At 68.6% G+C, this 18,725-nt stretch carries 19 protein-coding genes and 1 tRNA gene; 10 read left to right on the top strand and 10 right to left on the bottom strand.

Annotation, left to right across the window (positions count from 1 at the left end):
* Positions 1-54: 54 nt before the first annotated feature.
* Positions 55-1,080, bottom strand: a complete 1,026-nt coding sequence (locus tag ACZ5DS_RS36360) for an alpha/beta hydrolase (protein WP_468247209.1) — start codon at positions 1,078-1,080, stop codon at positions 55-57.
* Positions 1,081-1,325: 245 nt separating this feature from the next.
* On the opposite strand from ACZ5DS_RS36360, the gene ACZ5DS_RS36355 reads away from it, so the two are divergent.
* On the top strand, positions 1,326-1,565 hold the full coding sequence (locus ACZ5DS_RS36355) for a hypothetical protein (protein WP_468247206.1): 240 nt from the start codon (positions 1,326-1,328) through the stop codon (positions 1,563-1,565).
* A gap of 342 nt (positions 1,566-1,907) precedes the next feature.
* On the opposite strand, the gene ACZ5DS_RS36350 is transcribed toward ACZ5DS_RS36355, so the two are convergent.
* Positions 1,908-1,991, bottom strand: a tRNA-Leu gene (locus tag ACZ5DS_RS36350).
* Between the two features lie 423 nt (positions 1,992-2,414).
* Here ACZ5DS_RS36350 and ACZ5DS_RS36345 point away from each other — a divergent pair.
* The 7 genes from ACZ5DS_RS36345 to ACZ5DS_RS36315 all read left to right on the top strand — a co-directional run bounded on the left by ACZ5DS_RS36345 (position 2,415) and on the right by ACZ5DS_RS36315 (position 11,167).
* Positions 2,415-3,272: an FhaA domain-containing protein gene (locus tag ACZ5DS_RS36345; protein ID WP_468247204.1), complete on the top strand. Its 858-nt coding sequence runs from the start codon at positions 2,415-2,417 to the stop codon at positions 3,270-3,272.
* Positions 3,273-3,282: 10 nt separating this feature from the next.
* Positions 3,283-3,798 (top strand): FHA domain-containing protein FhaB/FipA, encoded by a 516-nt coding sequence (locus ACZ5DS_RS36340; protein WP_468247203.1) that lies wholly within the window; start codon positions 3,283-3,285, stop codon positions 3,796-3,798.
* A gap of 140 nt (positions 3,799-3,938) precedes the next feature.
* On the top strand, positions 3,939-5,483 hold the full coding sequence (locus tag ACZ5DS_RS36335) for a Stp1/IreP family PP2C-type Ser/Thr phosphatase (protein ID WP_468247587.1): 1,545 nt from the start codon (positions 3,939-3,941) through the stop codon (positions 5,481-5,483).
* A 27-nt stretch (positions 5,484-5,510) separates the two neighbouring features.
* Positions 5,511-6,953 (top strand): FtsW/RodA/SpoVE family cell cycle protein, encoded by a 1,443-nt coding sequence (locus ACZ5DS_RS36330; RefSeq protein WP_468247200.1) that lies wholly within the window; start codon positions 5,511-5,513, stop codon positions 6,951-6,953.
* Complete coding sequence (locus ACZ5DS_RS36325) at positions 6,950-8,431, top strand: peptidoglycan D,D-transpeptidase FtsI family protein (RefSeq protein ID WP_468247198.1); 1,482 nt, start codon at positions 6,950-6,952, stop codon at positions 8,429-8,431. Before ACZ5DS_RS36330 ends, ACZ5DS_RS36325 begins: the two co-directional genes overlap by 4 nt.
* Before the next feature lie 171 nt (positions 8,432-8,602).
* The gene (gene pknB / locus ACZ5DS_RS36320) at positions 8,603-10,594 is read left to right on the top strand and encodes a Stk1 family PASTA domain-containing Ser/Thr kinase (protein ID WP_468247196.1); all 1,992 of its coding nucleotides are present in this window, start codon (positions 8,603-8,605) and stop codon (positions 10,592-10,594) included.
* Between the two features lie 402 nt (positions 10,595-10,996).
* Entirely contained in the window at positions 10,997-11,167 is a 171-nt protein-coding gene (locus tag ACZ5DS_RS36315) for a hypothetical protein (RefSeq protein ID WP_468247193.1), read from the top strand.
* Between the two features lie 125 nt (positions 11,168-11,292).
* Here ACZ5DS_RS36315 and ACZ5DS_RS36310 read toward each other — a convergent pair whose 3' ends face one another.
* Genes ACZ5DS_RS36310 through ACZ5DS_RS36285 form a run of 6 tightly spaced genes read right to left on the bottom strand, consistent with a single transcriptional unit; the run spans position 11,293 to position 15,492 of the window.
* The gene (locus ACZ5DS_RS36310; RefSeq protein ID WP_468247191.1) at positions 11,293-12,045 is read right to left on the bottom strand and encodes a class E sortase; all 753 of its coding nucleotides are present in this window, start codon (positions 12,043-12,045) and stop codon (positions 11,293-11,295) included.
* Positions 12,046-12,059: 14 nt separating this feature from the next.
* Positions 12,060-13,145 carry a class E sortase gene (locus tag ACZ5DS_RS36305; protein WP_468247189.1) on the bottom strand — a complete coding sequence of 362 codons (1,086 nt, stop codon included), beginning with the start codon at positions 13,143-13,145 and terminating at the stop codon, positions 12,060-12,062.
* Positions 13,142-13,780 (bottom strand): aminodeoxychorismate/anthranilate synthase component II, encoded by a 639-nt coding sequence (locus ACZ5DS_RS36300; protein WP_093500774.1) that lies wholly within the window; start codon positions 13,778-13,780, stop codon positions 13,142-13,144. Before ACZ5DS_RS36300 ends, ACZ5DS_RS36305 begins: the two co-directional genes overlap by 4 nt.
* The gene (locus tag ACZ5DS_RS36295) at positions 13,777-13,938 is read right to left on the bottom strand and encodes a hypothetical protein (protein WP_171060312.1); all 162 of its coding nucleotides are present in this window, start codon (positions 13,936-13,938) and stop codon (positions 13,777-13,779) included. Before ACZ5DS_RS36295 ends, ACZ5DS_RS36300 begins: the two co-directional genes overlap by 4 nt.
* 52 nt (positions 13,939-13,990) lie before the next feature.
* A complete protein-coding gene (locus ACZ5DS_RS36290) occupies positions 13,991-14,680 on the bottom strand; it encodes a class E sortase (protein WP_468247186.1) in 690 nt (229 codons plus the stop codon).
* 23 nt (positions 14,681-14,703) lie between these two features.
* A complete protein-coding gene (locus ACZ5DS_RS36285) occupies positions 14,704-15,492 on the bottom strand; it encodes a DUF881 domain-containing protein (protein WP_468247185.1) in 789 nt (262 codons plus the stop codon).
* Between the two features lie 140 nt (positions 15,493-15,632).
* Here ACZ5DS_RS36285 and crgA point away from each other — a divergent pair, with 140 nt between their 5' ends.
* A complete protein-coding gene (gene crgA, locus ACZ5DS_RS36280; protein ID WP_053711550.1) occupies positions 15,633-15,887 on the top strand; it encodes a cell division protein CrgA in 255 nt (84 codons plus the stop codon).
* Positions 15,888-16,148: 261 nt separating this feature from the next.
* Here crgA and ACZ5DS_RS36275 read toward each other — a convergent pair whose 3' ends face one another.
* Both ACZ5DS_RS36275 and ACZ5DS_RS36270 read right to left on the bottom strand, forming a co-directional pair.
* Positions 16,149-17,033, bottom strand: a complete 885-nt coding sequence (locus tag ACZ5DS_RS36275; protein WP_468247182.1) for a rhomboid family intramembrane serine protease — start codon at positions 17,031-17,033, stop codon at positions 16,149-16,151.
* A gap of 97 nt (positions 17,034-17,130) precedes the next feature.
* Positions 17,131-17,664, bottom strand: a complete 534-nt coding sequence (locus tag ACZ5DS_RS36270) for a peptidylprolyl isomerase (RefSeq protein ID WP_468247180.1) — start codon at positions 17,662-17,664, stop codon at positions 17,131-17,133.
* A gap of 243 nt (positions 17,665-17,907) precedes the next feature.
* On the opposite strand from ACZ5DS_RS36270, the gene ACZ5DS_RS36265 reads away from it, so the two are divergent.
* A complete protein-coding gene (locus ACZ5DS_RS36265) occupies positions 17,908-18,621 on the top strand; it encodes a DUF5324 family protein (RefSeq protein WP_468247178.1) in 714 nt (237 codons plus the stop codon).
* The last annotated feature ends 104 nt before the right edge of the window (positions 18,622-18,725 follow it).

Here is an 18,725-nt window from a genome sequence, read left to right as displayed (position 1 = left end):
CGCCCCGCGGTCCGGTCCAGTGCCGTTCAGTCGGTGCCGCGGAGGATGTGGTGGTCAGGGGTCTCCCCCTTCTTCGCCGGCGAGCAGCGCGGGCTGCGCGGGCAGCGCGGGCAGTCGGGTGTCGGGCTCTTCGAGGGCGCGGTCGTCGTTCACGAGAACGTGGGAACTCACGTCTGCCGGGCGGGGGTCCTGCGGTCTGCTGCCGGGGGGTGCGGCGTCCCTGGCGAGGAGGCATTCCTCCAGGAACCCGAGGGCCCGCAGGTGGTAGGTGCGCGCCGCCCAGCCGAGGCTGATGTTGTGCCCGGCGTCCGGCTGGAGATCGACGGTCACCTTCGGTGCGGCCAGCGGCTTCTCGATGGCGGCGAGGGCCTCCTCGTCGAACCGCCACCACTGCTCGTGCTCGGCGAAGGTGAAGCGGACCGGCACCCGGACCCGCGCGGCAATGTCCGGGTACCGCTCCGGCCACAGCGGTCCCTCGCGCGCCTCCGTCAGCGGTACGGGCCTGACGAGGGCGCTGCTGAGCCGGAAGGCGTCCGGCGGGTACAGCCGAAGGGCGCCCCAGTGCCGACGCCAGTCCCCGTGTCCGTCGGGGCCTGGCAGTTGGTGCCGCTCCACGGCGAAGCGGCTGCCGAGGCCGGAGATGTCGAGGCCGAGCAGCGCGCTGTCGTCCCGGGCCGCGGCGGCCAGCGCCAGTTTGCCGCCGTTGGAGTGGGCGAGCAGGAAGAAGCCCGCGCCGGTGTCGCGGCGATCGGCGAAGTCGGCGAGCGCGGCGTGCAGGGTGGCCGCCTGGTCGTACACGGTCTGCCCTTCGGGCAGAAGGGGAGCCGACAGGCCGTAGCCGGGGCGGTCCACCGCCAGGACGGTGTATCCGAGCTGGGCTCCGAGTGCCAGCAGCGAGAGCCCGGGGCGGGCTTGGCTGTCGAAGTAGCCCGCGCTCATTCCGCCGCCGTGCAGGGCGACCACGGTTGCGCGGGGCGGTGTCTGTCGCGGCTCGGCCAGCAGCGCGGAGATCGGGATGCCCGCCGCGTCGAGGACAATGTCATGAACCTCCGGAGCACCGGAATCCTGCGAGTCGGCCATGTGATCAGCGGCCCCTGCGCCGGGAGCCGCGGGTGGTGGCGAGGGGGACGGGCTGCGGCATGGTGTTCTTCCTGTCTCGGAGGGGGTTACGTGACCGTGAAATACGGCAAGTTCCGGTTGGATTCACGAGAATTTATCTATGTCTCAGTTAATCCACTTCTAGTGGCTGATGTCCGCCGATAGCGTCACCGGCATGACCATGCCCATGACCACCGTCTCGCTACCCTCAACTCCCCGATTCCGGGTTGCGGTCCAGGTCCTCCGGACAGGCCCAGCGGTACCTGGGCCTCGAGATCAACCACGACATGGGCCCCAACACCGGCAGCGCCCATCTCTCCGCCACCGACAGGGCGGGCAGACCCATGAACGACACCTTCACGGTGATCCGCGACGAGGGAACGTGGCACCTCGTCGTGTTCGCCGGGCAGCACGCCCCGCCCGGCAAGCCCCCGGCCTCGGCCGCCACACCACCAACAGCCTCCTGAGGGGCCGCCACGCGCGCCGACCGATCGCAAGATCAAAACGCGGCTGGACACCCTGCCCCTCGGCAGCGAACGCCCACGACCATGCACCCACCATCGCCGCCGGACGAAAGAACCGAGGACCCGGACCCCGACCGGCCACCTCGCACCGGCCGCCCGGCCCCGGTCACAACTCGGCATCACCCGCAGCAAAGCCCTTGGCCCCGCCCGTGACATAGCTCACGGACGGGGCCGGCTGCGTCCTCACCGCACTGTGCGATCCCTCACAAGTCCGGACACAACGAGAAACGGGCCCCGCCGTGACTTCCGTCACCGGCAGAGACCCGTTTCATCGGTTTCTCTCTGTGCGCGAGGGGGGAGTTGAACCCCCACGCCCTTGCGGGCACTGGAACCTGAATCCAGCGCGTCTGCCTATTCCGCCACCCGCGCATTGGGTGTGTCTTCCGGCTCCGGCCCTTTCGGGCTGGCCCCTTCCGACATCCAGAACATTAGCACGTCGTACGGGGTGGGTTCACATCACTTCCCGCGGGTACAGGGCGGCCCGGGGCCGCCCCCTGCCCGCCCACGTATCAAGGAGTCTCTGTTCACGTATCAACCTCGTACCGGTCCCGGTCATCTCCCCAGGAGGCGGACCAGGTCCACAGCCGGGTGCGGGACACTGGTCCTTGCCCGCCTCTACGATCCTTGCCTGGAGGAGTTCGCTGGAGGAGTTCGCTGGAGGAGTTCGAAGCGGAGCAGCTGGGGGAACCGGCTGATTGCCGGGCGCGTAGATACGATCAGTGAGCAGTACCGGGCAAGACAGCGGCACAGAGCAGGGCAAGGAAGAAGCGTCAGCGACGGAGGAGGTGCCCCATGGGAGTCCTGAAGAAGTTCGAGCAGCGTCTCGAAGGTCTGGTCAACGGCACCTTCGCCAAGGTCTTCAAGTCCGAGGTCCAGCCGGTGGAGATCGCCGGTGCGCTCCAGCGGGAGTGCGACAACAACGCGACCATCTGGAACCGTGACCGGACCGTGGTCCCCAACGACTTCATCGTGGAGCTGAGCGCGCCGGACTTCGAGCGCCTCAGCCCCTACTCCGGGCAGCTCGGTGACGAGCTGGCCGGCATGGTGCGTGACTACGCCAAGCAGCAGCGCTACACCTTCATGGGCCCGATCAAGGTCAACCTGGAGAAGGCCGACGACCTCGACACCGGTCTGTACCGGGTGCGCTCGCGCACCCTCGCCTCCTCCGCCAGCCAGCAGGGCGCCCCGCCCGCCGCGCCGGCCGGCCGCCCCGGCCAGGGCGCCCCGGGCGGCTACGGCTATCCGCCGGCCGCTCCCGCCGGAGCACCCCCGATGCCGTCCGCGCCGCCGCCCGGCGCCCGCCCCGGCGGTTACGGCTACCCCCAGCCCGCCCCCCAGCAGCCCGCGGCCGCACCGGCGAGCGGCGGGCGCACCCGCTACTGGATCGAGATCAACGGCACCCGCCACCAGATCTCCCGCGCGACGCTGGTGCTGGGCCGCAGCACCGACGCAGACGTGCGGATCGACGACCCCGGCGTCTCCCGCCGGCACTGCGAGATCCGGACCGGAACGCCCTCGACGATCCAGGATCTCGGCTCCACCAACGGCATCGTGGTGGACGGGCAGCACACCACCCGCGCTACGCTCCGCGACGGCTCGCGGATCGTCGTGGGCAGCACCACCGTTATCTATAGGCAAGCCGAAGGGTGATCCGGGGGCAATGTCAGAGCTGACCCTCACGGTCATGCGGCTGGGTTTCCTGGCCGTACTGTGGCTGTTCGTGATCGTGGCCGTGCAGGTCATCCGCAGCGACCTGTTCGGTACGCGCGTCACTCAGCGCGGATCGCGTAGGGAGGCCGCGCGCCCGCAGCAGGCGGCCCGGCAGCAGGCCGCGCCCCCGCAGCAGCGCGGCCAGCAGGGCGGCGGCCGGCGCGGCCGCAACGCCCCTACCAAGCTGGTCGTGACCGAAGGCACACTGACCGGCACCACCGTCGCGCTCCAGGGCCAGACGATCACGCTGGGCCGGGCGCACGACTCCACGATCGTGCTGGACGACGACTACGCCTCCAGCCGCCATGCCAGGATCTACCCGGACCGCGACGGTCAGTGGATCGTCGAGGATCTCGGCTCCACCAACGGCACCTACCTGGACCGGTCCCGGCTGACGACCCCCACACCGATCCCGCTGGGTGCCCCGGTCCGCATCGGCAAGACCGTCATCGAGCTGCGGAAGTAGTGCTACGTCATGAGTGAGCGCGAGCGGAGCGAGCACGCAGCGGCAGGCCGCACCCCGGTCTCCGGCGCGCTCCCGACCGGAGGGTGGGCAGTGTGGCTCGACACGACCGGCTGTACCCGGAGCCGACGGGCGAGGTGCGCATGAGCCTCTCACTGCGCTTCGCCGCCGGATCGCACAAAGGCATGATCCGGGAGGGCAACGAGGACTCCGGTTACGCCGGTCCGCGCCTGCTCGCCATCGCCGACGGCATGGGCGGCCAGGCGGCCGGCGAGGTCGCCTCCTCCGAGGTCATCTCCACCCTGGTCACGCTCGACGACGACGTGCCCGGCTCCGACATCCTCACCTCGCTCGGCGCCGCCGTGCAGCGCGCCAACGACCAGCTGCGCGCCATGGTCGAGGAGGACCCCCAGCTCGAGGGCATGGGCACGACCCTCACCGCCCTGCTGTGGACCGGGCAGCGGCTCGGTCTCGTGCACGTCGGCGACTCCCGTGCGTATCTGCTCCGTGACGGGGTGCTCACCCAGATCACCCAGGATCACACCTGGGTGCAGCGGCTCGTCGACGAGGGCCGGATCACCGAGGAAGAGGCCACCACCCACCCGCAGCGCTCCCTGCTGATGCGCGCCCTCGGCAGCGGCGACCACGTCGAGCCCGACCTGTCCATCCGCGAGGTCCGGGCCGGCGACCGCTATCTGATCTGCTCCGACGGCCTGTCCGGCGTCGTCTCCCACCAGACGATGGAGGAGACCCTCGCCAGCTACCAGGGCCCGCAGGAGACCGTGCAGGAGCTGATCCAGCTCGCGCTGCGCGGCGGCGGCCCCGACAACATCACGGTCATCGTCGCCGACGTCCTCGACCTGGACACCGGCGACACCCTCGCCGGGCAGCTGTCCGACCAGCCGCAGATCGTGGGCGCGGTCGCCGAGAACCAGCACCACCTGCACGACAACGGGATCATGCAGACGCCGGCCGGCCGCGCCTCCCACCTCGGCCGCCAGGGCCACGGGCAGGGCGGCGGCGAGTTCGGCCCGCCCGGCTCCGGCGACACCACCGGCTACGTCCCCACGGGGAGCTTCGGCGACTACGCCGACGAGGACTTCGTCAAGCCGCGCAAGGGCCGCAAGTGGCTGAAGGGCACGCTGTACAGCTGCCTCGCCCTCGCGGTCATCGGCGGCGGCCTGTACGGCGGATACCGCTGGACGCAGACGCAGTACTTCGTCGGCACGAACGGCGAGCACGTCGCGCTGTACCGGGGCATCAGCCAGGACCTGGCCTGGGTGTCGCTCTCCAAGGTGGAGAAGGACCACCCGGAGATCGAACTCAAGTACCTGCCGCCCTACCAGCAGAAGCAGGTCAAGAACACGATCGCCGCAGGCGGTCTGCAGCAGGCCCAGACGAAGATCGAGGCACTGTCCGTGCAGGCCTCCGCATGCAAGAAGCAGGCGGAGCGCACGGCCGCGGAGAGCGACAAGAACGCCAGGACGGGCCAGGGCGAGGCCGGAGGCACCACGGGAACCACCCGTACCGCCTTCACGTCCAAGGCATCACCGACGCCGAATCCGTCGGCGTCCAAGACGTCCCCGACATCGCCCTCGAAGTCTCCGACCCCGTCCACGACCCCCAGCCCCGGCCCGAGCCTCTCCGAGGATGAGCAGAAGGTCGTCGATCAGTGCGGCAAGCAGTAAGCGAGCCGTGAGAGGCCCCGTCACACGATGAGCAGTACTACGAATCCGACGCACCACACGTCCACGATCGGCGCGATCGGCGCCCCCAGCCGCCGCAACACCGAGCTGGCCCTGCTGATCTTCGCCGTGGCCATCCCGGTGTTCGCCTACGCCAACGTGGGCCTGGCCCTCAACGACCAGGTGCCCGCGGGGCTGCTGGGCTACGGCCTGGGCCTCGGTCTGCTGGCCGGCGTCGCGCATCTCGTCGTACGGAAGTTCGCCCCGTACGCCGACCCGCTGCTGCTGCCGCTGGCCACCCTGCTCAACGGGCTCGGCCTGGTCGCCATCTGGCGGCTCGACCAGTCCAAGCTGCTGCAGGGCATCGGCGTGGCCGGCGGCAAGGCGACCAACCAGCTGATCTACACCGCGATGGGCATCGCGCTCTTCGTCGCCGTGCTGTTCTTCCTCAAGGACCACCGCACGCTGCAGCGCTACACGTACATCTCCATGGCGGCCTCGCTGTTCCTGCTGCTGCTCCCGCTGGTCCCGGGGCTCGGCGCCGACGTCTACGGCGCCAAGATCTGGATCCAGGTCGGCAGCTTCACCATCCAGCCCGGCGAGTTCGCCAAGATCGTGCTGGCGGTGTTCTTCGCCGGCTACCTGATGGTCAAGCGCGACGCGCTGGCGCTCGCCAGCCGCCGCTTCATGGGCATGTACCTGCCGCGCGGCCGTGACCTCGGCCCGATCCTCGTCGTCTGGGCGATCTCGATCCTCATCCTGGTCTTCGAGACCGACCTCGGTACGTCGCTGCTGTTCTTCGGAATGTTCGTGATCATGCTGTACGTCGCCACCGAGCGGACCAGCTGGATCGTCTTCGGTCTGCTGATGTCCGCGGCCGGCGCCGTCGGCGTGGCGAGCTTCGAGCCGCACATCCAGACCCGTGTGCAGGCCTGGCTCGACCCGATGCACGAGTACGTGCTCAGCCGCACCCCGGGCGTCCAGGGAGTCCACTCCGACCAGGTGCAGCAGGCCCTGTGGGCGTTCGGCTCCGGCGGCACCCTCGGCACCGGCTGGGGCCAGGGCCACTCCGAACTGATCAAGTTCGCCGCCAACTCCGACTTCATCCTCGCCACCTTCGGCGAGGAGCTGGGCCTGGCCGGCATCATGGCGATCCTGCTGATCTACGGCCTGATCGCGGAGCGCGGTGTGCGCACCGCCCTCGCCGCCCGCGACCCGTTCGGCAAGCTGCTCGCCATCGGTCTGTCCGGCGCCTTCGCGCTCCAGGTGTTCGTCGTCGCCGGCGGTGTGATGGGTCTCATCCCGCTGACCGGTATGACGATGCCGTTCCTCGCGTACGGCGGTTCCTCCGTGATCGCCAACTGGGCACTGATCGGCATCCTGATCCGCATCAGCGACACCGCCCGCCGCCCGGCGCCCGCCCCCGCCGCCAACCCCGACGCCGAGATGACCCAGGTGGTCCGCCCGTCATGAACAAGCCCCTGCGCCGGATCGCGATCTTCTGCGGACTCCTCGTCCTCGCCCTGCTGATCCGCGACAACTGGCTCCAGTACGTCAAGGCCGACCAGCTGCGCACCGACAAGGACAACCGCCGGGTCGCCATCGAGCGGTACGCGAACCCGCGGGGCGACATCATCGTCGACGGCGACCCCATAACCGGATACGTCGAGTCCAAGAGCGGCGACTTCAAGTACAAGCGCACGTACAAGAACGGGCCCATGTGGGCCCCGGTCACCGGCTACTCCTCGCAGGCCTTCGACAGCAGCCAGCTGGAGAAGATCAACGACGGCATCCTCACCGGCAACGACGACCGGCTCTTCTTCCGCAACACCCTCGACATGATCACGGGCAAGCCGAAGCAGGGCGGCAACGTCGTCACCACGCTCAACGCGGCCGCGCAGAAGGCGGCGTACAACGGGCTCAAGAGCCGCGGCGGCAAGGGCGCCGTGGTCGCCCTCGAACCGTCCACCGGCAAGATCCTCGCGCTGGCCTCCTACCCGTCGTACGACCCCTCGTCCTTCGCGGGCAACTCCACCGCCGTGGACTCCAAGAACTGGACCAAGCTCCAGAAGAAGAACAATCCGGCCGACCCGATGCTGAACCGGGCGCTGCGCGAGACCTACCCGCCGGGCTCCACCTTCAAGGTGGTCACGGCCGCGGCCGCGCTGGAGAACGGGCTGTACACGTCGGCGGACGAGAACACCGACTCCCCGCTGCCCTACATCATGAAGGGCACCACCACCGAGCTGAAGAACGAGGGGAACATCCCCTGCAAGAACGCGTCCATGCGTGAGGCGCTGCGCGTGTCCTGCAACACCGTCTTCGGCAAGATCGGCGCCGACCTCGGCAACGACAAGATGCTGGCCGAGGCGAAGAAGTTCGGCTTCGACGCGGAGCAGTTCACCCCGATCCGCTCCAACGCCTCGGTGTTCTCCGAGAACATGAACTCGTCGCAGACCGCGCTGTCCTCCATCGGCCAGTACAACACAGCGGCCACCCCGCTGCAGATGGCCATGGTCGCCTCGGCGGTCGCCAATGACGGCACGCTGATGAAGCCGTACATGGTCAGCGAGCTGAGTACCCACAATCTGGACGTCGTCGAGCAGACCCAGCCGAAGGAGCTGAGCAAGCCGCTCTCCACGAAGAACGCGCAGATCCTGCAGCAGATGATGGAGACGGTCGTCCAGAAGGGCACCGGTCAGAAGGCGCAGATCGGCGGCGGCGTCACCGTCGGCGGCAAGACCGGTACCGCCCAGCACGGCGTGGCGAACAGCGAGAACCCCTACGCGTGGTTCATCTCCTACGCCAAGCTCAGCGACGGCAGCTCGCCGGTCGCCGTGGCCGTGGTGATCGAGGACGAGAGCGCGAACCGCGATGACATCTCCGGTGGCGGCCTGGCCGCACCGATCGCGAAGAACGTCATGGAGGCGGTCATCAACTCCAAGAAGTGACCCTGCACACGTCCCCTTCACATCGTTGCACGTTGCGATACCGGTCCTGTATCGGATAACGGGCTTGGCCAGGTCACACAACGCGAGCCGGGTACGGTAGGCCCGGACGGCAGCCTCGGGCCGCACACGACGTGCGCGGCCGAGACCGACGGAGAGGGCTGGTAGGTAGCTATGGAAGAGCCGCGTCGCCTCGGCGGCCGGTACGAGCTGGGCCAGGTGCTCGGCCGTGGTGGCATGGCGGAGGTCTACCTCGCGCATGACACCCGGCTCGGCCGCACCGTGGCAGTGAAGACCCTGCGCGCCGACTTGGCACGCGACCCTTCCTTCCAGGCCCGGTTCCGCCGGGAGGCCCAGTCGGCCGCCTCGCTCAACCATCCCGCGATCGTGGCGGTCTACGACACGGGCGAGGACTACATCGACGGGGTCTCCATCCCGTACATCGTGATGGAGTACGTGGACGGCTCCACGCTGCGTGAGCTGCTGCACTCCGGCCGCAAGCTCCTGCCCGAGCGGGCGATGGAGATGACCATCGGCATCCTCCAGGGCCTGGAGTACGCCCATCGCAGCGGCATCGTCCACCGTGACATCAAGCCGGCCAACGTCATGCTGACCCGCAACGGCCAGGTCAAGGTGATGGACTTCGGCATCGCCCGGGCCATGGGCGATTCCGGCATGACCATGACCCAGACCGCCGCGGTCATCGGCACGGCCCAGTACCTCTCCCCCGAGCAGGCGAAGGGCGAGCAGGTGGACGCCCGCTCGGACCTCTATTCGACGGGCTGCCTCCTCTACGAGCTGCTGACGGTACGGCCCCCCTTCGTCGGCGACTCCCCCGTGGCCGTGGCCTACCAGCACGTCCGCGAGGAGCCCCAGGCGCCGAGCGTCTTCGACCCCGAGATCACCCCCGAGATGGACGCGATCGTCCTGAAGGCGCTGGTCAAGGACCCGAACTACCGCTACCAGTCGGCCGACGAGATGCGCGCCGACATCGAGGCCTGCCTCGACGGGCAGCCGGTCGCGGCGACGGCCGCGATGGGCGCGGTGGGCTACGGCGGCTACCCCGACGACCAGCCGACGACGGCCCTGCGCGCGGACGCCGGCGCGGGAGCCACGAGCATGCTCCCGCCGATGAACCCGGACGACGGCGGCTACGGCTACGACGACCGCCCCGACCGGCGCCGCCAGCAGAAGAAGAACAACACCTCCACGATCCTCCTCGTCGTCGCGGCCGTCCTGGTCCTGGTCGGCGCGATCCTGATCGGGAAGTGGGTGTTCAGCGACAAGAACACGGCCGAGACCTTCAAGGCCCCGAACTTCGTCGGCAACAGCTACCCCACCGCCCAGAAGTACGCCGTCAACTCGGGCCTGAAACTGGCGCCGCCCACGCGCAAGCCCTGCGCGAACCAGCCGAAGGGCAACGTCTGCTCCCAGGACCCCAAGGCGGGCACGGACGTCAAGAAGGGCGACACGATCACCGTGGTGGTGTCGACGGGGGCACCGAAGGTCGCGGTGCCGAGTGTCCTCGGCCAGAGCTTCGACGACGCCAAGGCGACGCTGGAGGGCGACAAGTACCAGTTCCACGTGCTGAAGAAGGAGAAGGTGTCGGCCGAGCAGCCAGGCACCGTTCTGGTTCAGAGCTTGGAGCTGGGCAAGGAAGTCCAGAAGGGCTCCACGATCACCCTCACGGTCGCCAAGGCCGAGGAGAAGGTCACCATCCCGAACGACCTGGTCGGCAAGTCCTGCGACGAGGCCAAGGCCGAGCTGCAGCAGTTGGGCCTGGCACCCAGCTGCAGCGACACCGCCACCAACAACCCCGACGACGACGGCAAGGTCTTGTCGACCAGCCCGCCGGCGGGCCAGCAGGTCTCCAAGAACGACGCTGTGGTGATCAACGTCGGCAAGGTTCAGACCCCGCAGCAGACGCAGGTTCCGCCGGTCCAGAACCAGAAGCTCAAGGACGCCCGGAAGATGCTCGAGCAAGCGGGTCTTCAGGTCGCCGTCCAGGGCTCCCAGGACGACAACGCCATCGTGGTCACCTCCAACCCGACCCCGGGCAGCACCGTCAACCAGGGCGACACCGTCACCCTGTTCACGGTGGACCAGGGCGGCAACAACAACGGAGGCAACGGCGGTACCAATCTCTTCGGCGGTACCACCGGATAGTCCCGCCAAGGTCTGATATCGGGAAACCGGTACGCAGGGCCCCGGCACTCGTGTGAGTGCCGGGGCCCCATTCATTCCTCATGTCCCACATCACAGTAAGCACCCGTAAAAAAGTTGATCAACTTCAAGCCAATTGCTAATATCTGAGCCAGGCGGGAAATTCTCCGCCCGACCGGATCCGGGGGTAGAAAAATCAAGAAGCGAATTTGGGGCGTACTCGGCGCTGCGTGTTCTCTGGCATTCCTCGCGTCGGGAACGGCCTCCGCGGGAACCAACAGCGGCTGGGTCTACACGACCGACTGGGATCCCGGTGGCCAGGGAGCCTTCGGTCACGACGGTGACTGCCTGACGGTTTACGACAACCAGAAGGACGGTTACAACGTCGAGATCCACGTTTTCAGTATGAGCACGTACAAGACCCTCGCCGAGCTCCACACCACTCAGGGTGGGGGCTCCCACGCGTACAAGTGCTTCCCGACCCAGGTTCCCGAGAACATCAAGGTCGGCGTGCGGGTTTCGCTCATCAAGAGCGGGGACAAGTTCAGCGGATTCAAGTACAACGTCATCAGTTGATCCGCGCGGTACGATGGAATAACCCGAATAAAGCGCGGTAGAAAAAGCCGGGCCCGAAGCCGCAAGAAGAATTGCGGCTTCGGGCCTTCGCCATGCTGACGACAGAATTGCTCAAAGAACCTCTGTCAACCGTGCAGTTCCTTGGGCGGCGTCCGTTCGCTGTCCACCTTCTCGACCCTGACCAGCTCACCCCACACCACATACCGATAGCGGGACGTGTACACCGGCGTGCACGTCGTCAGGGTGATGTAGTGGCCCGGCTTCTTCCTGCCGGACTCCTTGGGGATCGAGGTCAGGACCTTGACGTTGTACTTCGAGGTCTCCGGGAGGATCGAGTAGACCTTGTAGACGTACCAGTCGTCCTTCGTCTCGAAGACGATCGGGTCGCCTTTCTCGATCTTGTCGATGTTGTGGAACTTCGCGCCGTGGCCGTCGCGGTGGGCGGCGAGGGTGAAGTTGCCGTCCTTGCCCGTCATGGGGAGGGACGCCTTGACCGGGTCCGTGTAGTAGCCGGCCACGCCGTCGTTCAGGACGTCCGTGCCCGTGCCCTTCTCGACCAGTATCGCGCCGGTCCGCAGCGCCGGGACGTGCAGGAAGCCGATGCCGTCCTGGGTGTCCAGCGCGCCGGGACCCGAGTCGGTGGCATGGGCCCAGTGGTCGCGCACCTTGTCGGCCTGCCGGTCCGCCTTGCGGTCCGCTATGACGTTCGTCCACCACAGGGAGTAGACGACGAACAGGGCGAGCAACAGGCCCGCCGTGATGAGGAGTTCACCGAGGACGCTGACCGCCATGGCGATCCGGCCGGCGCGCCGGCGCGGGGCGGACACCTCGTCGGAGGCGTCCGTGTGCTGTTCGGTCTCGTCGGCGGTCGCTGCCACTTGTTCCTCTGCCCCTACTCGATGAGCGCGTCCGGCTTGCCCTTGCTGCGCGGGCGTTCCTCGACCATCTTGCCCCAGACGATCAGCCGGTACTTGCTGGTGAACTCCGGCGTACAGGTGGTGAGGGTGATGTACCGGCCCGGTTCGGTGAAACCGGACCCCGGGGGGATCGGGTTCAGCACACTCGTGTTCGACGGCGGGGTCACCGGCAGCATCGAGGTCACCTGGTACACGAAGTACTTGTCCTGCATCTCGACGACCACCGCGTCACCGCGCTGGAGCTTGTTGATGTACCGGAACGGTTCACCGTGGGTGTTGCGGTGCGCGGCCAGCCCGAAGTTACCGGTCTTCGCGTCCGGCATCGCCGTCTTCAGCGCGCCCTCGCCGTAGTGCCCGACCATGCCCTTGTCGAGCACCTTCTTGTTGCTGACGCCCTCCGCTATCGGCGCCACCACGTCCAGCCTGGGGATGTGCAGGATCGCGAAGCCCTGCCCCGGCTCGAACACCCCGGGCGCCCGCTTGCCGCTCGCCCAGTCGTCCTGCAGCTGGTGCGTCTCGCTGCCCGCCTGCGCGTGCGCGCGGACGTTCGTCCACCACAGCTGGTAGGTGACGAACAGCAGCATCAGCACGCCGGTGGTGATGAACACCTCGCCGATCGCCCGGCTCGCGATCACCCCCGCGCTCGGCTTGCGCAGCCGCGCCTGGCGCCGGGCCTCGACCCGGGACAGCGGCCGCTGCGGCCCGGTCTGCGGCGAACTCGCCGGCCCTCTGCTGCCGCCATGACGCCCACCACGCCGCTTGGCGGCCTTTCTGCGGGCCGCACGGCCGCCCGGTGTGATTCCGGTGGCGGAAGAGGCCGAGGGGGCCGCAGAGGCGCGTATGGGCTCGCTCTCCGGGCCCAGCGGCGGACCGGTGATCCGCAGCGCCATCGTCTCCTCGTCCACCGGCGGCAGCAGCGTGGTCGACGGATCGGCCGGCGACGGGATCGGCGGCATCTGCGCCGTAGGGGGGTCGCCTGCGGCCGGGTACGGCACAGAGCCGTAGGACTCGTACGGGCTCTCCCCGTACAAGTCCTCGCGCTCGGGCCGCAGCGCGGTCACGCCGTGGCCCTGCCCACCACCGGGGCCAGCCCCGCCGATCGCGCCACGGCACCCTGGTCGCCGCACTCCACCAGCCAGTTGGCCAGCATCCGGTGCCCGTGCTCGGTCAGTACCGACTCGGGGTGGAACTGCACGCCCTCGACCGGGAGTTCGCGGTGGCGCAGGCCCATGATGATCCCGTCGTGCGTCCGGGCCGTGACCTCCAGCTCCGCCGGGACGGTGGCCGGCTCGGCGGCCAGGGAGTGGTAGCGGGTGGCCGTGAAGGGGGACGGCAGGCCCGCGAAGACGCCCTTGCCCCCGTGCTCCACCAGGGAGGTCTTGCCGTGCAGCAGCTCGGGCGCCCGGTCCACCACACCGCCGTACGCCACCTGCATCGACTGCATGCCGAGGCAGACGCCGAAGACGGGGACACCGGTCGCGGCGCAGTGGCGGACCATGTCCACGCACACCCCGGCCTCCTCCGGCGTCCCCGGGCCGGGCGAGAGCAGCACGCCGTCGAAGCCGTCCTGGGCGTGCGCCGTGGACACCTCGTCGTTGCGCAGCACCTCGCACTCGGCACCCAGCTGGTACAGGTACTGGACGAGGTTGAAGACGAAGCTGTCGTAGTTGTCGACGACGAGAATCCGCGCACTCACTGGTTGTCCACCGTCACATCGTTGAAGGGCAGCAGCGGTTCGGCCCAGGGAAAGACGTACTGGAAGAGGACATAGACCACGGCCAGGACCAGTACGAGTGAGATCAGCGCCCTCACCCACGCGTTCCCCGGCAGATGCCGCCAGATCCAGCCGTACATGCCGTTCCTTCCGTATCGCCACGGCACCTGACTCACGCCGTACTGCACCAGACTAACGGCGCAGCGCCTCCGGTTGGCCTGACTCCACAGGCTGGGTGGAGTCCAGGTGCGCCCAGACGATCAGCCGGTGACTGTGCCCCCATTCCGGATCGCACGTGGTCAGCGTCAGATACCGGCCCGGACGCGTGTACCCCGACGTACGTGGCACAGGGTCGATCACCTCAACGTCGGTCGGCACGGTTTTGTAAGGCCCTTTGTCGATCCGATACGTGAACCAGGTCGTCCCGTCCGTGAGCACCACCGCGTCGCCGGGCCGCAGCCGGGGGAAGTCCTTGAAGGGGTCGCCGTAGGTGCGCCGGTGCCCGGCGACCGCGAAGTTGCCCTGCTGTCCCAGCCGGGCGGTGCCGGCGTAGTGGGCGAGGCCCTTCTTCAGCACGTCCGTGCCGGTGCCCTCCAGCACCGGCTTGTTCCACGTGAAACCGAGCCGGGGGATGTACATGATCGCGAAGGGCTTGCCGTAGTGGTACGCCGCCGGCTCCGCCCCGCCCGCCGCGGCCTCGGTGCTTCCGGCCGAGGGCTGCACGCCCCCCTTCGACCACTGCTGGTGCAGCTGGTCGATCTGGTCGCTCATCACCCCGTCGGCCTGCACACCGGTCCAGAACAGCACGTAGACGACGAAGAGCACGATCAGGGTGCCGACGGTGATGCACAGTTCGCTGACGGTCCTGACGATCACGCGCACCGGCGGCTCCTGACCGGACGGATCTACTCCACGGGCTTCGCGTAGTGCAGATCCACTGTGCCCGAGTAGCCCGGCAGAGTCACCGTCCCGTTCTCGGTGACTTTCCAGCCCAGGCCGTAGACGTTGACGTACACCATGTAGGTCTGGATCGCCTTGCTCGCGGCGAGCGCCTGCTGGAGCTTCCCGGGGTCCCCCACCGCGGTGATCTTGTACGGCGGTGAGTAGACGCGGCCCTGCAGGATCAGCGTGTTGCCGACGCAGCGCACGGCACTGGTGGAGATCAGCCGCTGGTCCATGACCTTGATGCCCTTGGCCCCGCCCTGCCACAGGGCGTTGACCACGGCCTGCAGGTCCTGCTGGTGGATGACCAGGTAGTCGGGCTGCGGCTCGGGGTAGCCGGGGAGCTTGGCCGTCGCGTTCGGCGGGGCGTCGTTGAGGGTGACGGTGATCGCCCGGCCCGTGAGCGGCCGGGTGCCGGTGCTCTTCTCCAGCCCCTTGAGCTTCTCGTCCTCGGCCTTGGTGCTCCCGTCGTCGCTCTCGGCGAGCGACTCCATGGTGTCGCGCCGGGCCGCGTTGGACTCGTCCAGCTCCTTGTTCTTGCGGCTGCGCTCCTGGATCAGGTCGGACAGCTTCAGCATCGAGGCGTCCGTGCGGATGTCGGTGCCCTTGGCCGTGTTGAAGCTGGTGAAGAAGAGGAGCCCCGCGAGCGCGAAGACGGCCACCGTGAGGATCCGCACCGGCCGGAAGCGGAGCACACGGGCAGGGCCGGAACCCGTTGATCCCGTCCCGGGGGAGTCGGCAGAATTGCTCAACGTACCCTTATCTCCTTCGGCGCCGCGGAAGCACTACGCTAACGGACGCCCGGGGGAGCACTAAGCGTCCCCTTGTACGCTGCCCCGGACCGACCCAGTTACCTGCGCGGCCACGCAGCGCATCGACAGGAGAGACCCTCGTGCCGAAGTCACGTATCCGCAAGAAGGCCGACTACACGCCGCCGCCCGCCAAGCAGGCGCAGGCCATCAAGCTCACCAACCGGGCCTGGGTCGCGCCCGTCATGCTGGCCATGTTCCTCATCGGCCTGGCCTGGATCGTCGTCTTTTATGTGACCGACGGGTCGCTGCCGATCGACAGCCTGGACAACTGGAACATCGTGGTGGGCTTCGGCTTCATCGCCGCCGGCTTCGGCGTGTCCACGCAGTGGAAGTAGCGCGGCCGGAGCAGCTCTGCCCAGGGCTGCTCCGCTGAGTTATCCACAGCCCGGAGCGCTGTCCACATGCCCCCTGGGGAAAAGACTACGATCTGTGGATAACTCATCGGGCGTTGACGCCGGTGTGACTGCCCTACCGGTCCTCATACAGGCGTTCGCCCCCTGCCTGACCTGCGGAAACACATACGAGCGGCAGGGGGCACAGTTGTTCCCGCACAGCGTGCACAAGATCCGCCACACGCTGTGGACAACGGTTCGGTATCAGGTGAGCTGAGCGGTTCTGACCAGCGTCAGGGCCACCACCACGGCCAGGACGAGCGCACAGGTGCCGTACTGCACGAGCGCCCGCTTCTCGCGCGGAGCGTGGACCATGGCGTAGCCGGTGACGACTCCGGCGACGAGGCCGCCGATGTGGGCTTGCCAGGCGATGTTGTGGAACCCGAAGGTGAAGATCAGGTTGATCACCAGCAGCGCGATGATCGGCCGCATGTCGTAGTTCAGCCGACGCATGAGGACGGCGGTCGCGCCGAAGAGGCCGAAGATCGCTCCGGAGGCGCCGAGCGAGGCCTCCGACGGGCCTGCGAGCAGATACGTCAGCGCACCGCCGGCCAGCCCGGAGACGAAGTACAGCGCCAGATAACGGGCCCGGCCGAGGGCCGCTTCCAGGGGGCCGCCGATCCACCACAGGCTGAGCATGTTGAAGGCGATGTGCCAGATCGCCTGGTGCGTGAACATCGAGGTCACGAAGCGGTACCACTCGCCCTCGGCGACGCCCATGGTCGGCTGGTAGGGCTTCGGGGGCCACTCACCGATCAGGACCAGGTCGTTCAGGAGCGAGCTCTTGGCCTGCACCGCGATGAACACGGCAATGTTGATCCCGATGAGGACCTTGGTGATCAGCCGGGGGTCGGCCGTGACCGTCCCGCCCGCCACCGTACGAGGCCGGGACGCGGCCGGGGCGTGGCCCGTGCCGGTGCCGCCGCGGACGCATTCGGGGCACTGGAAGCCGACCGAGGCGCTGACCATGCACTCGGGGCAGATGGGGCGCTCGCAGCGGGTGCAGCGCACGCCGGTCTCGCGGTCCGGGTGGCGGTAGCACCCGGGCAGGCTCCGGGCTCCCTGCGTGCTGCCTTCGGCCTGCTCCATGAGATCCCCTTGCTGGTCGTAGGGCCTGTCCCTGCGGCACATACCCTGCCCCGCCCTTCCATACGGACGAGCGGGGCGTTTGGTTCCCTGCGGAAGCTCAGCCCTCGCGCTTGTCCACGACGACCGACTCGATGACCACCTCGTTGACCGGCCGGTTGTTCGGGAGGGTGGTCGGCGCGGCGGCGATGGCGTCCACGACCTTCTGGCTGGCCTGGTCCGTGACCTCGCCGAAGATGGTGTGCTTGCGGTTCAGGTGCGGGGCGGGGCTGACCGTGATGAAGAACTGGGAGCCGTTGGTGCCCGGGCCCGCGTTGGCCATGGCGAGCAGATAGGGCCGGTCGAAGCGCAGGTCCGGGTGGAACTCGTCGCCGAACTCGAAGCCGGGGCCGCCGATGCCGGTGCCCAGCGGGTCGCCGCCCTGGATCATGAAGCCGCTGATGACCCGGTGGAAGATCGTGCCGTCGTAGAGCTTGTCCTGGCTCACCGCGCCGGTGCCCGGGTGCGTCCACTCACGCTCGCCCTGGGCGAGCTCGACGAAGTTTCTGACCGTCTTGGGCGCGTGGTTCGGGAACAGCCGGACCTCGATGTCGCCGTGGGTGGTCTTCAGGGTGGCGTAGAGCTGCTCGGCCACGGTCTGCCTTCCGTTGTCCTCGTGTGACCTCCAGATGGTCGCACGGCCCGGGGCGGCGGGCGCTCGGCCGCCGCGAGTTCCTCCGCGCAGGGAGCGCACGGCGGTGATTCGTGGCAGTGTCGTCGACAAGCGCCTGTTGCACCCATATGCCCGTCCTCGCATGCCGCTCGGGCTGTTGGCGGGCATGATCCGTAAAAGTGTGGAAAGGCGAATTACCGTACGCCACCGAGGAGGAGGAAACCCGTGACCCGCATCGACAGCGTGCGCGCCGCGACCGGCTCGGCGAAGGACAGCGTGCTGCACGCCGCGGAAGTGGTGGCGCCCTACGCCGACACGGCCAAGGAGCGTGCCGCGCATTACGCGCAGGAGGCACGCGTACGGCTGGCGCCCGTGGTGTCCCAGGCCGCCGCCCTGGCGGCCGAACAGGCCCGGGTGCAGTACGACGCCCGGCTCGCGCCGCGTCTGGAGCAGGCCCGTGCGCATGTGCCGCCGAAGGTGGACCTGGCCGCGCAGGAGGCCGCCGTGCTGACCCGGAAGGCGGCCCGGCAGGCGGCCGAGTACTCCCGTCCGAAGATCGAGCACGCGGTGGCCGCGGCCGCTCCGGTGGCGGACGAGGCCGCCGCGCGGGGTGCCGCCGCGCTGGTCGCGCTGCGCGGTCAGGTCTCGGCGCAGGAGATCCAGAAGCTCGCCCACAGGAAGGAACGGCGGTGCCGGGCGGGCCGGGCCATGAAGGTGCTGGCGCTGCTGGGCGCGGTGGCGGGCGGTGTGTTCTGTGCCTGGAAGTGGTGGGACAAGCAGGCCAACCCGGACTGGCTGGTGGAGCCGCCCGTCGCGACGGAGGTGCCGGAGTCGGGCCGGCTGAGTTCGGTGGACGGCAGCGGCACCTCGGGGCTGGACCCGGAGGTCCAGGCGAAGCAGGCCGAGGAGGAGGCCGCCGACCGCGACGAGCGGGAGTGAGGCGGCCGGCACCGACCGGGTGCCGGCGGGGGGGGGGGGGGGGGGGGGGGGGGGGGGGGGGGGGGGGGGAGACGTCGTGTCTTTCGTGGTGGAGGTAGAGGGGA

Source organism: Streptomyces sp. NPDC031100 (assembly GCF_055570785.1).
Note: the sequence above shows the minus strand (reverse complement) of the source record. Positions and strands in the feature narration are given on the sequence as shown.

What these genes read in the sequence shown, in the direction of transcription:
- ACZ5DS_RS36330 (WP_468247200.1), top strand. Translation starts at nt 5,511, where the DNA reads ATGAGCAGTACTACGAATCCGACGCACCACACGTCCACGATCGGCGCG.
- ACZ5DS_RS36340 (WP_468247203.1), top strand. Translation starts at nt 3,283, where the DNA reads ATGTCAGAGCTGACCCTCACGGTCATGCGGCTGGGTTTCCTGGCCGTA.
- pknB (WP_468247196.1), top strand. Translation starts at nt 8,603, where the DNA reads ATGGAAGAGCCGCGTCGCCTCGGCGGCCGGTACGAGCTGGGCCAGGTG.
- ACZ5DS_RS36325 (WP_468247198.1), top strand. Translation starts at nt 6,950, where the DNA reads ATGAACAAGCCCCTGCGCCGGATCGCGATCTTCTGCGGACTCCTCGTC.
- ACZ5DS_RS36335 (WP_468247587.1), top strand. Translation starts at nt 3,939, where the DNA reads ATGAGCCTCTCACTGCGCTTCGCCGCCGGATCGCACAAAGGCATGATC.
- ACZ5DS_RS36345 (WP_468247204.1), top strand. Translation starts at nt 2,415, where the DNA reads ATGGGAGTCCTGAAGAAGTTCGAGCAGCGTCTCGAAGGTCTGGTCAAC.
- ACZ5DS_RS36360 (WP_468247209.1), bottom strand. Translation starts at nt 1,080, where the DNA reads ATGGCCGACTCGCAGGATTCCGGTGCTCCGGAGGTTCATGACATTGTC.
- ACZ5DS_RS36295 (WP_171060312.1), bottom strand. Translation starts at nt 13,938, where the DNA reads ATGTACGGCTGGATCTGGCGGCATCTGCCGGGGAACGCGTGGGTGAGG.
- ACZ5DS_RS36315 (WP_468247193.1), top strand. Translation starts at nt 10,997, where the DNA reads ATGAGCACGTACAAGACCCTCGCCGAGCTCCACACCACTCAGGGTGGG.
- ACZ5DS_RS36275 (WP_468247182.1), bottom strand. Translation starts at nt 17,033, where the DNA reads ATGGAGCAGGCCGAAGGCAGCACGCAGGGAGCCCGGAGCCTGCCCGGG.